The organism is Nocardia sp. NPDC059154 (assembly GCF_042755705.1).
Classification (GTDB): Bacteria; Actinomycetota; Actinomycetes; order Mycobacteriales; family Mycobacteriaceae; genus Nocardia.
Window position 1 is genome coordinate 35543 of sequence record NZ_JBHZCS010000074.1, and the last position, 14886, is coordinate 50428.

Annotated in this window: 6 protein-coding genes; 2 read left to right on the plus strand and 4 right to left on the minus strand. The window is 69.2% G+C overall.

What is annotated here, in order from left to right:
- Window positions 1-159 precede the first annotated feature (159 nt).
- A complete protein-coding gene (locus tag ACFXN1_RS41905) occupies window positions 160-3519 on the minus strand; it encodes an arabinosyltransferase domain-containing protein (protein WP_379438641.1) in 3360 nt (1119 codons plus the stop codon).
- A gap of 126 nt (window positions 3520-3645) precedes the next feature.
- Window positions 3646-6903: an arabinosyltransferase domain-containing protein gene (locus ACFXN1_RS41910; RefSeq protein WP_379438642.1), complete on the minus strand. Its 3258-nt coding sequence runs from the start codon at window positions 6901-6903 to the stop codon at window positions 3646-3648.
- Window positions 6904-7055: 152 nt separating this feature from the next.
- Between ACFXN1_RS41910 and ACFXN1_RS41915 the strand changes: the two genes are divergently transcribed.
- Window positions 7056-8933, plus strand: coding sequence for a serine/threonine-protein kinase (locus ACFXN1_RS41915; protein WP_379438644.1), 1878 nt, complete (start codon window positions 7056-7058; stop codon window positions 8931-8933).
- Between the two features lie 14 nt (window positions 8934-8947).
- On the plus strand, window positions 8948-10618 hold the full coding sequence (locus ACFXN1_RS41920; protein WP_379438645.1) for a protein kinase: 1671 nt from the start codon (window positions 8948-8950) through the stop codon (window positions 10616-10618).
- Here the strand turns inward: ACFXN1_RS41920 and ACFXN1_RS41925 are convergent, their stop codons facing one another.
- Together ACFXN1_RS41925 and ACFXN1_RS41930 are read right to left on the minus strand one after the other, a co-directional pair.
- Window positions 10619-12502, minus strand: coding sequence for a DUF6541 family protein (locus ACFXN1_RS41925; RefSeq protein WP_379438647.1), 1884 nt, complete (start codon window positions 12500-12502; stop codon window positions 10619-10621).
- Window positions 12503-12682: 180 nt separating this feature from the next.
- Entirely contained in the window at window positions 12683-14617 is a 1935-nt protein-coding gene (locus tag ACFXN1_RS41930) for a galactan 5-O-arabinofuranosyltransferase (RefSeq protein ID WP_379438648.1), read from the minus strand.
- Window positions 14618-14886 lie beyond the last annotated feature (269 nt).

Genomic DNA, 14886 nt, shown 5'->3' on the forward strand with positions numbered 1-14886 from the left:
ACTTCACGTTGACAGGACACTCGGGAGGGGATTTTTCCCTTCGAGGGGGGGTGAGAGCACGGGGACGGAAAAAGAGAGAAGCGGGGGTTCGGGGGGACAGGAAGGGGCGGTTCCCCCCCGGGGGGTCGTGGGCGGCCACCGATCATCACGTGTCCCGGGTCAGAAGACGCGCATCTTCCCCGGTGACCAGAACCCGGAGCGGGTCACCACGTGGGTGTCGACCTGCGCGGGCTTGGGGAACTTGGCCTTGGCCGGGTCGGACGGATCCGGATAGAACGGCTCGTACTGCTCCAGGGAGCCCCAGTCGCGGGCGTAGTTGTCCTTCAGATAGGTCGGCACCGTCTTGGAGGCCGACAGCATCTCCGCCCAGCCCAGCGGACCGCCGAATTCCTCGGCCTGCCAGGTATTGGTGGAGCTGATGGCCAGCGGCCGGTCGGGCAGGATGCGGTACTTGGGCGCCGCGTCCACCACACCGTTGCGGTGATCGAACTGGTGCTGGCACGGGAACTGCAGGCCCACGGCCCAGTCCAGCAGGATGGGCTGGGTGGAGCCCAGATAGCTGTTGAGCGACACCAGCTTCGGCACCCGAGGCGGGGTGAAGGCCAGCCACTGGTCGCCGATCAGGATCGGGTCGCGGGCGTAGATGCGGACCGCGTCGGCATTGTCGGGCAGCGCCGAGCGCGGGATGCGCAGGTTGCGCCAGGACGGGGCCGGTCCGACGTCGAGCGGGCGGTACTTGTCGAGGAAGGTGACGGTGCCGTCCGGGTTGTGGTGGCCGTACTCCAGGAAGATGTCCTGGCCGTAGGTCATATTGCCGGTGTCGTCGAACGACATCACGCGTCCGGCCGCCGAGATCACGATCAGCGGTGAGTCGTCCGAGCGCGGCGGCAGCTGGTACCAGCTGGAGGTGAGCTCGGCCGGCTGCTGCACGCCGTCCTGGTAGCTGCCCATGACCGGGGTGGTGGCCGGGTCCAGGCCGAAGGGCAGCGCCACGGTGGACCCGTTCACGCCCTGCGCGCCCTTGCCGCCGCCGGTGCCCGCGTTCTGGCCCTTCTCGAAGGCCGGGCCGACGGTCTGGGTGGAGGTGTTGCCGGTGCCCGGCTTCACCTCGACGCTGTCGGCGTCCAGCTTGTCGGCGACGCCGTTGGGGGAGAAGCCGACCGGGCTCTCACCGGCCAGCGGGTCGCCGTTCTGCGGCGGGTGGGCCGGATCGATGATGGGGGTCAGGTTGCCGCTGTTGACATTTCCCTCGACCAGCACGTCATTGGCGAGCCCGCAGGTGTTGCCGGTGACCGCGTCGATGTTCGAGCGCGCCAGCGAGTACGCCGGGTACTGCTGCACCGCGCCCTTGAGCAGCGACACCACCTCGAACAGCACCATGAGCGCGGCGACCACGGTGAGCGGGATGGCGGCGAACTTGCGGATCCGCCGGCCGCGCTTGGTCTTCCCGCTCGCCATCGGCTTGGCGTAGCCCTCGCGCAGCGACTGCCAGGCCACCACGGCCAGCGCCAGCCCGAACAGCACCAGCATCAGGGTGTTGGACTGGAAGCCGTGCAGGGAGACGGTCTTGTCGAACCACGGCACGCCGTAGCTGGAGACGTACCAGTAGCCGTTGATGCCGGAGAAGGCGACGGCGAGGGTGAAGAGCAGCCCGGCCAGGAACACCGACCGGTTCTTCCGGGAGCGAAGTGCGGTGGCGGACACGGCGACCGCCGTCACCGCCGCCAGCGAACCCGCGATGCCCGCGTAAGAACCGAAGTGGTGGGTCCACTTGGTCGGGTTGAACATCATGAAGAAGATGGTTCCGAAGACCACGCCCATGAGCCGCCAGGTCGGCGCGCTCGCGATGCCCGGCACCTGCCGCCGGCGCAGCAGCACCAGCATGGTGGTGATCAGGCACAGGATCATGAGCAGGAACGCGAAGCGCCGCGCCAGCGAGCCGTCCACGGTCTCGACGAACAGGTAGTAGTAGCGCAGGTAGTCCTCGTACCAGGCCAGATTCGGCCCGGTCACCTGCCGCACCCGGTTCGCCTCCATGATTCCGGCGAAGGTCTGATCGGCGAAAACTGCCACCAGCACCAGAAATCCGGCCGCCGCGATGGGGGCGAGCAGGGCCAGATCGCCGAACTGCTTGCGCCGCCGCACCACGATCCGCATCAGCGGCCGGATGCCGGCGAGCAGCGCCGCCACACACATCAGACCGGTCGGCGCCGCCGCCAGCGTGAACGCCGCCACCAGCACCGCGACCGCGGCGGGCAGCAGGCGTGAGGTGGCGATGGCCCGCTCGATGGAGACCCAGGTCAGCAGCGCGCCCAGGGCCACGATCGGCTCGGAGCGCAGGCCGTTGTCGTAGGGCAGCCAGAAGGCCAGGAACACCAGACCGCCGGTCCACAGCGCGACCTGGGACTTCGCCACCGCATTGCCCAGTCGCGGCACAACCTCGCGGCTGATGACCAGCCAGCACAGGATTCCGCAGAGCAGCGCGGGAATCCGCACCCACGGGCTGGCGGTGGAGACCTCGGCGAAGGCCTGGATGACGTAGTAGTACCAGCCGAACGGCGCCTCGGGCACGCCGAACCAGCGGAAGTAGTTGGCCAGGTAGCCCGCGTGCGGGGCCGCCCGCACCATGGTCAGGATGTAGCCGTCGTCGGAGGTGTTGGCGCCCACGAAGTGCCACAGCAGCAGGGTGCCGATGATGCCGCCGTCCGCCCAGGTCGGCTTCAGCCAGTGCGCCGGCAGGATGCGCCGGTGCCCGCGGCCGTCACTGGTGTCCAGCACCGCCAGCGCGCCCATGGCCAGCAGGGTGAGCAGGACCGCGGCGATGATGGCCACCAGCTTGATGACCGTCGGCGAGGAGGAGAACCGGGAGTCCACGGTCATGTGGAACGAAAGGCCCGCCGGCACGCCGCCTTTCATATCGGTGAACACGCCCACCACCTGGGGGCGCAGATCGCCGAGCAGGCGGCCGTCCACGGGCACGGTGACCAGTTCCCGTCCGCCGTCCGCGGTGGGCTTCTCGACGGTGCGGGTGACGCCCTCGAAACTGGCGTAGGTCTGGGTGCTGTCGGAGGTGATGACCAGCTGCGAGCACTGGCTCATCTCGGCGCGGGTGGCGCTGGCCACCACGGCATTCCGGTCCAGCACGTCCACGCTCTCGCCGGAGACGCGGACGAACAGGGCCTCCAGGTCCGCGCTCTTGCCCTGCGGCGGCGCCGTTGCCAGCAGGATGCCGCCGCGCGGATCCAGTTGCTGGACCGCGGAACACGGGATGGTGGCGTTCGCGTCTATGGGCACCTGCGACATCAGTGCCGCCTGCACCGGATCGAGCGAGCCGCCCTGTGGCCAGCTCACCTCGGCCTGGGTCTGCTGTACCGGCAGGAACGGCGTCGCCAGCGCGAACAGCGCCCCGAGCACGCCCGCGACGATCGCTATGAGCTTCGCGAAGCGATAGTCGCGCGGCGTCGCGGGGGCGGTCGCCGGGGGATTCGGCTTTGTCAGTACAGCGGAGGCGTCTGGCACGGTTGCTGATGGTATCTGTCCCCGCTGAGAGTGGCGCTGTTCACTGCGGCAGTGCCGCACGCATACTCGAGATCATCGGAAATGCCCGCCCGACGCAGCGCTTCGAGCGGGCATTTCCGGTGGTCGCTACTTGACCTTGATGGGTGAATCCTTGGCCAGGCCGGAGCGGGACCGGACGGTGACGTCCAGGGTCGGCTCGAAGTTCGCATCCGGGACATAGGGGGTGAACTTCTCGAGCGAGCCCCAGTCCCGGCTCCAGTCGTGATTCAGGTACGACGGCCGGGTCTCGGACTTGAGCAGCAATCCCGTCCAGCCCAGCGGGCCGCCGCCGATGTCGTCCTGCCAGGCATTGGAGGCGTCCTGGCCGACGCGGTCCGGCAGAATGCGCCATTCGGGCACCTCGGCCACGCCGTCGTGGTGATCGAAGGGGCGCTGGCACGGGAAGGCGAGGCCGACGTGCCAGTCCTCCAGCACCGGAGCGCTGTCGCCGACAAGGGAATTCAGGGTCTGCAGCCGGGGCAGCCGGGGCGGGGTGACGGCCAGCCACTGGCGCGGGGTGATGTCGGCGTCATTGAGCACCAGGCGAATCGCATTGGCGCCCGCGGGAATCTGATCCAGCGGGACGCGCAGGTTGCGCCAGGACGGGCTCGGGCCGATATCGATCGGCCGGATCCGCCCGGTGTTCGTGACAGTGCCCTGGGCGTCGCGGGTGCCGTACTCGACGAACAGGTCCTGCCCGTAGGTCTCCACACCGTCCTTGTTGAAGGACCGGATGCGCCCCGCGGCCGTCACGACCAGCACATTGTAGGCGGGATCATTGCGGAGAGTGCTCAGCTTCTCCGCGTTGTACCACTGGGTGGTGAGCTTCGAAACCTGCTGCTCGCCATCGGAGTAACTGCCCTCGACCGGGGTCTTGGCCGGGTCCAGGCCGAAGGGCAGGGCGACGGAGCTGCCGTTGATGCCGGTCTCTTCGCTCTTGCCGCCGCCGGTGCCCGCGCCGGTGGTCTTGGACGTCTTGTTGCCGGACTTCTCGTTCACCGAGTTGGCCCCGCCGGTGACCGTCTCCTCCGCGTCCGCGGTGAGGTCGGAGGCGACGCCGTTGGGCGTGAATCCGGTGCTCTCGGCGGACAGGCCGTCGGCGTCGGATCCGGTCCACGGGTGCAGCAGCGAATCGGCGGTATCGGTCTCCACCAGCACCTCGTTGGCCAGCGCGCACGAATCACCCTGCAGCGAACGCAGATTCGACTCCGCGATGGAGTAGGCCGGGTACTGGCCGACGGCCGCCTTGGCCAGCGACAGCACCTCGAACAGCACCAGCACGGCCGCCGCGATGGTGAGCGGCATGCTGGCGAACTTGTCGAAGCCGCGCGCCGGTTTCGGCTGCGTGTACGGCTCGCGGAAGTGCTTGTATGCGGCGATGAGCAGGCACAGCACCGCCAGGCCCAGGAACAGCGTGGAGAAGCCCTTGCCGGCGATGAGCGGCGCCTTGTCGAACCATGGCACGCCGTAGCTGGACACGTACCACCAGCCGTTGGGCCCGGTGAAGGTCATGGCCAGCAGGAAGAACACCGCGGCGGTGAACAGCGTCCGGTTGCGCGGCGAGCGAATACCGTTGAGCCCCACCGCGACCGCGGCCAGCGCCGCCACCGATCCGGCCAGTCCGGCATACACGCCGAAGTGGTGGGTCCACTTGGTGGGCGTGAACATCATCAGGAACAGCGACATGAAGATGATGCCCAGGATCCGCGCCGACGGCCCGCGCGAGGTCCCGGGGATGCGGCCGTTCTTGCGCAGCATCACCATCACGCATACGCCCAGGCACAGCAGCATGGCCAGGATGCCGAAGCGGCGGGCCAGCGAGCCGTCGGGGGAGAGCATGAGCAGCGCGTCCCAGCGGGTGCGCTCGTCGAACCAGGCCACATTGGGTCCGATGAGTTTGCGTACCCGGGTCGCCTCCATGACCGAGGCGAGGGTCTGATCGCCGAAAACCACCACCAGCACCAGGGTTCCGGCGGCCACGCCGGGCGCCAGCAGCGCGCCGTAACGGAGCAGCCACGATCCCTGGCCCTTGGCGCGCTTGATGACGACCATGAGCACCGGCCGCGCGCCCGCGATGAGCGCCGCGATGCAGATGAGCCCGGTCGGCCCGGCGGCCAGCGAGAAGGCCGCGATCAGCACGCCCACGGCGGCGGGCAGCAAACGCCCGGTGGCAACGGCCCTTTCGATGGAGCACCAGGTCAGCAGCGCGCCCGCGGCGATGAGCGGCTCCGGGCGCAGGCCGTTGTCGTAGGGCATCCAGGCGGCCAGGAACACCAGTCCCGCGGTCCAGATGGCGATGGTGTCGCGTCGCACCCGTGAACCCAGGCGCGGCAGCACTTCCCGGCTGATGACCAGCCAGCACACGATGCCGGCCAGCAGTGCGGGCAGGCGCATCCACGGGCTGGAATCGCTGATCCGGGTCATCCAGGCCAGCACCTCGTACGGCCAGCCGAAGGGCGCCTCGGCCACCCCGAACCAGCGGTAGTAGTTGGCCATGTAGCCCGAAACCTTCGAGGCCCGAGCCATATTCAGGATGTAGCCGTCATCGGAGGTGTTGGCGCCGATGATGTGCCACACCACCAGCGTGCCCAGCACCGCGACGTCGGCGAGCCGCACCCGCCACCAGTGCGCGGGCAGGAATCGGCGCGGCTTACGGCCGTCGGAGGTGTCCAGCAGGTGCAGCGCGTAGAGGGCGAGCAGGGTGAACAGCACCGCCCCGAGCGTCGCGATGCGCTTGAGCCAGGTCGGGCTGGAGGTGAAGCGCGCGTCGATATCCACGGTGGCGGAGGCGCTCCCGAGCTGATCCCGCTTCAGATCGGTGAACAGGCCCACCACCTGCGGCCGGGTGTCCCCGCCGACCCGGCCGGCGAAGGGCGTGCCGTCCTGGCGGTGCACCCCGGCGAATTCGACCCGGGTCTCGGCGGCGTCCGAGTGCACGGTGATCGCCGAGCAGTCCTGGATCTCCGCCGCCGGCGCACCGAGCAGCGGAATCAGCCGCACCAGCACCGATACCGTGCGTCCCTTGCCGGGATCGTCGGTGACCTTCACGACCAGGCCCTTCGACTCGGCCTGCCCCGAGGCCGCGGGCACGGTCGAGAACAGCGTGCCGGTCGGCAGTTCCCGCAGCACCTGGCACGGCAGGCTCACGTCCAGGCTCAGCGGCACGTACGACACCAGCGGCGCCGCGACGTCGGCCGTATCCCCTTGCGGCCAATGCAGTGTCGGCCGGTCCTGGTTCACCGGCAGGATCGGCGTGATCACCGCCAGCAGGAATCCGAGTAACCCGGACACCAGGGCGACGATGCGGGTGCGGTGGAACGCTCGGGAGTCTGCGTGCACGAGCACCGACTCTATCCATCGCGCGCGCGGCGGCTGCACATCTCCCGGCGTTCCGGCCGCCTCGAACCGGCTGACCTGTAGCCGAATCGGCGGATGTCCGTCAGGATGGTTGTTATCCGAACTGGGCGTGGGGCCGGGCCGGAAGACGAAGAGGAAGCATGACCGAGCTGCGACCTGGCGAAATCATCGCCGGGTATGTGATCGCGCGGCGAATCGGGGCCGGGGGTTCGGGCGTCGTCTACGCGGCGCGGCATCCGCGGTTACCCCGGCTGACGGCCCTCAAGATCTTGAAGCGGGACGATGTCGCCGAGGACGACGATGTCTGGCGGCGTTTCGAGCGCGAGGCCGATATCGCGGCCCACTTCGACCACCCCAATATCGTGCAGGTCTACGACCGCGGCGTCGCCGAGAACCAGTTCTGGATCTCCATGCAGTACATCGACGGTGTGGATGCCGCTGAACTGCACCATGTTTCGCCGGATCGGGGCCTGCGCATCGGCGCCGAGATCGCTGCCGCACTGGATTACGCGCACGGCAAGGGTGTCCTGCACCGGGATGTGAAGCCCTCCAACATCCTCATCGCCGATCCCGACAGCGGCCGCCCCGAGCGCGCCCTGCTCACCGACTTCGGCATCGCCCGGCTGCGCGACGAGACCACCAAACACACCCATACCGGAAATATCTCCGCCACTTTCGCTTTCGCATCACCGGAGCAGGTGAGCGGTCTGCCGGTGGGCCCGCGCTCGGACCAATACTCGCTGGCCTGCACACTTTTCGTGCTGCTCACCGACCGCCGGCCCTTCCGTGCCGACAATCCGCTGGGCTGGGTGCACGCCCACACCCGGGAGCGGCCGCTGCGCCCGAGCGAGGTGAATCCCGAGCTGCCGGCAGCCCTGGACGAGGTCTTCGAGCGGGCCCTGGCCAAGGATCCGGAGGACCGCTTCGACAGCTGCGCGGATTTCGCCTGTGCCGCCACCCAGGCGTACTACTCCGATCCGGCCCTGGCGGTGACCGCCGCGGCCGGTCTGCTGCCGCATCCGCCGCCCCGGCACCTCCGGAGCTGGGGCCGGAAACCGCTGTGGCAGCGCGTCTTACACCGGCGCGTCCTGGTTCCGGTGGCGGTGGCCGCGGTGACGGCCGCGGGCGTGGGTTTCGCACTGCACCAGGGCGATTCGCCACCGGCCCGATCCGGGCCGGGCCTGGTGCCGGACACGTTCGTGGGCACCTGGCTGGCCACCGAGGGGCAGACCAACTACCGGCTGACCGTGCAGCAGGCCAAGATCGGCGATCCGGTGCTGTCCAATCGCGTCGACGGCGTGCTGCCCGACGGTGCACCGTTCCATTGTGAATTCTCCGCGCCACTGGACCGGGTGCCGCACGAGGGCGACCGCCTCATCATCGGCACCTCCGAGATCGTGGTCCGGGAGCCGGCCAATGCCTGCCGCGCCAACGGTCCCACCACCCTCACCCTGCTGCCCGACGGGCGGATCAGCCGCAAAACCGATGTGAGCGGGCTGATCACGTACAGCAGTGCGGATACGCTGGTCTCGTCCTGGGGCCGCGACGACGCCGCCATCGCCCGCGCCTTCCCCAGCCTGGTCGGGCAGCTCGCCTCCACCGGCACCGCGGTGGGCTGGCAGGGCGGATCCTGCCGGCCCCGGGATCCGGGTCCGGGCGAGGCGGCCCAGGGCGCGCATCGCGTGCTGTGCAATGGCGACGACGGCACCGGCCAGGTGCACTTCGACGTCTTCGACTTCGACACCCGGCCGGGCAGTTCCGTCGCCGCGATCTTCTTCGGCAACAACGCCCACGTCACCACCCGCACCCACGAGGACGTGGCGGGTGCATTGACCGTCACCACGGCTGCCGGCGTGGATCCGGCCGCCACCCAGGACACCGACGCCCATCGCGCGCTCGCCGCCGTCTCCTTTCCCGACGGTGATCCGAGATCGCGCTTCGTCATGGTGCTGCGCTGGCCCGGGCACACGGTGAACAGCCTCCTGACCGACTGGCTCGAAAGGGCTCCCCTGAAGTAGGTAGGTGCGCGACCATGGCCGATCTGAAGCCGGGCGAGGAGATCGCCGGATACGTCATCGAACGCTGGATCGGGGCCGGGGGTTCGGGCACCGTCTATGCCGCGCGGCATCCCCGGCTACCGCGCCTGGCCGCCCTCAAGGTCTTCAACCGGGACGAGGTGACCGCCGACGCCGAGGGCTGGCGGCGTTTCGAGCGGGAGGCCGACATCACCGCCCGCTTCGACCATCCGAACATCGTGTCGGTGTACGACCGCGGCCTCGACGACGGACGCCTGTGGATCGCCATGCAGTTCGTGGAAGGCCCTGATGCGGACAGTCTTTCGGGCCTGGCCCCCGAGCGGGCGCTGCGCGTCGGCGGCGGCATCGCCTCCGCGCTGGACTACGCGCACGGCAAGGGCGTGCTGCACCGGGATGTGAAGCCGTCGAACATCATGCTCTCCCCGGCCGAGGACGGCCGTCCGGAACGGGCCCTGCTGACCGATTTCGGCATTGCCCGGCTGCGTGACGAGACCACCCACGTCACCAAGACCGGGGACATCTCCGCGACCTTCGCCTTCGCCTCGCCGGAGCAGGTGTCCGGCCGCTTCCTGGATCCGCGCACCGATCAATACTCGCTGGCCTGCACGCTTTTCGTGCTGCTCACCGGATCCCGGCCGTTCCTGGCCACCGATCTGGCGGGGCTGATCTACGCGCACACCAGCACGCCGCCCCTGCACGTCACGCAGGTACGCCCCGATCTGTCGGCGGGCTTCGACGCCGTCTTCGACCGTGCGCTGGCCAAGCATCCGGACGAAAGGTTCCCCAGCTGTACGGATTTCGCCGAGGCCGCCTGGGCGGCGTGGCGAGTGGCGACCACACCTACCGTGCTGACCGCGCCGCCGACCGTGCTGACCACGCCGCCGATCGGCTTCGTCACCGATCCGGCCGCGCTGCGTTCGCCCCGCACGGATCCGACGGTGCTGCGTTCGCCGCACACCGATCCGGCCCTGCTGCGTTCGCCCCGCACCGATCCGACCGTGCTCGGTCCCGGGCGCTACTACACCGAGCCCGGCGCACCCGCGTACGGCGTGGCCTACGGTGCGAGCACCGGATCGTTCGAAGACGCCGCGCCACACCGGCATCGGGTCCCGGAACCGGCGCGGGCCGGGTCCGGGGTGGGCCGCGGCGTGCTCACCGGGCTGCTGGCGGTGCTGGCCGCGACCGTGATCGCGGGTGGCGCGATCCTGGTGACGGTGGATCTGGAGAGCCACGGAAGAACAAGTGGCGCACCGGTGTCCGCGTCGGTGCCGACCATGGCGACCGCGGTGCCCACCGGCGGGCAGACCCCGGTCGCCGCCGTGCCGCCCTCGACTCTCGCGGGTCGGGTGCCGGGCGACTTCATCGGTCAATGGGCGGGCACCAGCGACACCAATGCCGACGACTACCGCCTGGTCATCCGGCAGGGCAACCTGAACGACGATGTGGTGACCTCCACGGTGCTGCGCGACAATCGGCCGATCTGCGTCTTCGACTATCGCCTGCTGGGCGTTCCCGGCACCGGCGACATCACGGTCGGCGCCGGCACCCTCGTCTCCGGCGGCTCCGGCTGCAACCCGCAGAGCACCCACGAATTGCTGCTGAGCAATGGCAGGATCACGCGCGCGCTCTCGACCAGCGGCTATGTCACCTACACCCGCGTCGGCTGACTACGCCGGAGCGCTCGCACCCACCAGGTCGCGCACGTCCCAGAGCCAGACGCCGTCGACGTATCGGGCGGGGAAGCCGATCAGCTGGTCGACGGTCAGGCGCAGCGTGTCACTGTTGTCGGTGGGCGGCAGCACCACCACGTCGGCCCGCCAGTAGCGCAGATCGGCCAGCGCCTGCGCCCGGGTGGCGTCGTCCACCACCGGAATCGTGTTGGACCGCTGCGCCTTCATCAGCAGGCTCGCGGTGGGCCGGTCGTCCGGGCCGTAGCGGCCCTTCTTGGAGGTGCCGGTCGGGCCGACGAAATAGCCTCCCGCGAGCGGGAATTCGAAGCCGGAGTCGGCCTGCCAGTGCAGCGCGCGGGCGTCCGGCGGGGTCGGCGGCGGCGCGACCACCACCGAACCCTGCGAAACGTATTGGCGCACCGTGCCGTCCGCGAAGAAGTCCGGGGTGGGCGGGCGCTGCACCGCGGGCAGGATGGTCGGGGTGAGCGGCAGCAGGGCGAAGGCCAGCGCGCCGAACAGGGCCAGCGGCCGCCAGTCGGTCGCCGAGACCTTCCAGTAGTCCAGGGCGCGCTGGGTGGCCAGCGCCAGGATCAGGGCGATGGCCGGAATCGCGGCCATGGTGAAGCGCGACTCCAGCACCGAATTCAGCAGCGGCACATCCTCGAGCCGCTTCCACGGCAGGGTGATGCCGGTGTTGTGATGGCCGATCATCAGGGTCGCGCCCAGCGACAGCACGGTGAACGCCACGATCACCGCAGCGGCCGCGCGCACCGCCCGCTCCCGCCACATGAGCGCCACGGCCACCGTGACCACGATCCACAGCGGCCAGCCGAAGTACGAATTCTCCTCGGTCGGATTGATGGCCACGTTCTGCCCGTGCGAGAACATCCGGCCCAGCGACTCGGACGGGAACTGGAACAGCGCCTCGAGATCGTTGTTCATCGGCCCGTGCTCGATGGACCGGTAGGACTGCGGTCCGAAGAACTGCCACCACAGCGGAATCTCGGTGAGCGCCACCGTGATCAGCGCGGCCAGCAGCACCGTCGGGGTGATGGCGCGCAGCGCGCGCCACCCGGTGCGCGGGGTGTGCAGGTGGTAGACGAGTGCGAAGACGCCGAAGGACAGCGCGAAGATGAGCAGCGGCTCCTCGCCCAGGGCGATCTGGAGGGCGACCAGCAGGCCCAGCATGAAGGCGTCGCGATTGCGCCGCGCCTTGCGCACCTCGCGGGTGAGCTCCGCGCGCCGGGCCATCCGGATCAGCTGCAGCACGATCAGCGGAAGCAGCGCCAGCACCACGAAATTCGGGTGTGCGTTGGCGTGCGAGATCATGGCCGGGGCGAAGCCGCAGAACAGACCGCCCACGGCCGCCGCGAATTTCGACGCCACCAGTTCCCGCGAGAACAGCCAGTACCAGGCGAACGCGGTCCCGAACAGGCCCACGGTGAGCACCAGCACGAAGGTGACGGTCGGCCCGAACATCAGGGTGACCGGGGTGAGCGGCACGCCGACGCCGAACATGGCGGTATTGGCCATCATGTTCACGCCGTCGGGATAGTTCTGCAGCAGGGAGCCCAGCGGGTTCTCCAGATGCGCGACATTGTGGGCGGTGACCGCGAAGAACCACTCCCACATGGTCTGATCCTGGCCGCTCTTGATCAGGTAGCCGCGATCGGTGTGCAGCCACTGACCCGACAGCACCAGCACCGCCAGCGACAGATAGGCCGCGGCGACGATCAGATCGGCGCGGGCCAGCCGGATGCGGCGGGCGACGCGCTGTGGCCGAGAAAGCTTGGGGCGAGCCGTTTCCGGGGCGGCGTGGTCGAGAACCGCTACCGCCGAACCGCCGTCGTCCCCCGGGCTGGATGCCCACCCCTGTGTCACGCGCAAACTCCTCGGTGCCTTGCAACGCAAACTCTTGGGTGCCTTGCAATCAGCGGCCCACGCTACCGCGTTCGACTGAGATTGCACCGGCAAGTCATGCAGTTATCCACAGAAACCGGTGTTTATCCACAGAAACCGGAGGGTTTCTGTGGATAAGTGATCCTGGTCTCGCACAGGTGTTCAGACACGCACAACCAGGGTGAACGGTCCGATATTGGTGATCCGATAGTGCGCGTCGTCGAACAGCGCCTTGGGGAAGGACACTGTGAACCGCTTCACATTCGGGTCGTTCGGGTACACGTCCTGTGAGAGCCGCAGCGTGTAGTCGTCGCCCGAACGCCGGAACAGGAAGGCATCCGGCGCACGCCAGCGGCAGTGGTTCAGCGCGTCGGTCAGCTCCTGCGGCGTCTTCAGCGTGCTCCAGCGCTGGATTTCGGCGGTGCGCGCCGCGAAGTCGGCCAGCGGGTTCGCGTAATGCGAAGTGAGAGCCTGGAATCCGTAGTACGGGTAGATGGCCAGGAAGCTGGTGTCCGCGGTGAGCACCACGCTGGCGTCACGCGGCCGGCCGGTCTGCTCCAGCAGTGTCGCGTCGACCTCGCGGTAGTTCGATACCGCCGACGGCGGCCGCGTGTCGGCACGGAAACCATTGCCGTCGGTATCGGTGTAGGCGGTGGTGATCTCCGCCGCCAGCACCGTCGGAATGCCCTGGCTGAACCCGATCGCACCGGCCACCGCGACCGCCGCCGCGGCGATCCGGAACCGCCCGGGCTCGTTCAGCGCCTGGTAGATCGCCCGCGCGCCCTCGGCGAAGGCGAACACGCCGGCGGCCGACAGCAGTGCCAGGAGCGGGGATTCGAGCCGGAACGACAGCAGCGTGGTCCCGGCCGCAGTGGCGGCCATGGACAGCAGACACCACAGATAGATGGCGACGACGCCGATGCCGAGCGCCTGCGCACGACGCGAACTCGCCGCCCGCAGCACCAGCCAGATGGTCCCGGCCAGACAGAAGACGCCGAGCAGATTGAATTCGGTCATCGGCAGCGGCAGCCGTGAGCCCGTCTCGGGCAGGTAGTGGAAGGCGGAGCCCGAGCCGAGAGATGCTTTGCCGGACAGGAACTTCAGCAGGAACGGCGTCCACACGGTGAGCGCCAGCAGGCCCGCAACCGCGCCGATTCCGATGAGCCGTACCAGGATCGGCATGATCGCCCGCCAGGTGTGCCGTGCCCGGATCGAGAGTCCCGCGGCGATCACCGCCATGAGGCACACCGCGAATACCGCGACACCGAAATACAGGCTGTAGAAGCTGGCGGCGAGCCCGAGGAACAGGCCGGTACCCAGCACCGCTCCCCACCCGCCCGCGGTCGGTTCCGCCGCATCGCCGCCGACCTCGGCGGGCCGGTGCAGCGCACCCCAGGCCAGCACCAGCGCGGGTCCGAGCAGCAAGGTGAGCACCGCGCTGTACGCCTCGGGAGAGCCGTAGGCGAGGGTCACCGCGGTGGTCGCGGCGGCGACAGCCACCGCCCAGTCCGCCCGGATCAGGTTGGACCACAGCACAAGAGCGACAACCGCCGCCACTGCCAGGCCGATGATCGCGAAGGGCTTGAACGCCTCCCACCCGGCCATCCCGGTCAGACTGGCGAACCGGCCCCCGATCCAGAACCAGCCCGCAGGGTAGAACGGCGGCAGGTCGATGTAGTTCATGTCGTGCAGTGCCGCGCTGTCGGTCAGCCGCGTCAGATACTGCGTCCGGAACTCCTGGTCCACGGACATCCCGAACAGGTACAGCTTCGTCGCGGCCAGCGGCATGCCCAGCGTCACGGTCACGAAGGCCGAAAGCCCGGCCCAGGACAGCACTTTCGCCAGCCGGAGCCACCTGTGCAACCGCAGCAGCACCACTGCGACCACCAGCACGGCCAGGGCGACCACCTGCCCCACGGTGGTGAGCGCGCGAGTCACATTGGAGGAGTTGAAGGCCGGCCAGTGCACGGTCGCGAACGCCTCGAGCCCGACCGCAGCCACCACGCCCGCCACCACCGCGGCGAGCACCGCCTCGCCGACAGCCCCACCGGCCTGCCGCGCCAGCACCCCCATCCGTCCGCTCGCCCGCTCGCTCATCCGAACCCTGCCTCCGCATTCGTGTCCATGGACCGCGCGCCAGCCTAGCCAGTGCGGTGCACGCGAACCCGACCGCCGGGCCCAACCACCGATGTCCGGGGTCTTCGGGCCGGAACGGCGCATGCCGCGCCCGGGTGCCGGACGCGGCATGCGTATCGGTGCGAGAACGTGTCGCCTAGGTTCTGTTTCGAAGTGTTGAGGGCGGGCCTGTGGCTCGCCCTCAACTGTGTCGCAGCCACTGGTTGATGACAGCGATATGGATCGTGGCC

Bases quoted from the DNA above. Each gene is read 5' to 3' on its own strand.
- ACFXN1_RS41930 (WP_379438648.1), bottom strand. From the start codon at position 14,617: ATGAGCGAGCGGGCGAGCGGACGGATGGGGGTGCTGGCGCGGCAGGCC.
- ACFXN1_RS41915 (WP_379438644.1), top strand. From the start codon at position 7,056: ATGACCGAGCTGCGACCTGGCGAAATCATCGCCGGGTATGTGATCGCG.
- ACFXN1_RS41920 (WP_379438645.1), top strand. From the start codon at position 8,948: ATGGCCGATCTGAAGCCGGGCGAGGAGATCGCCGGATACGTCATCGAA.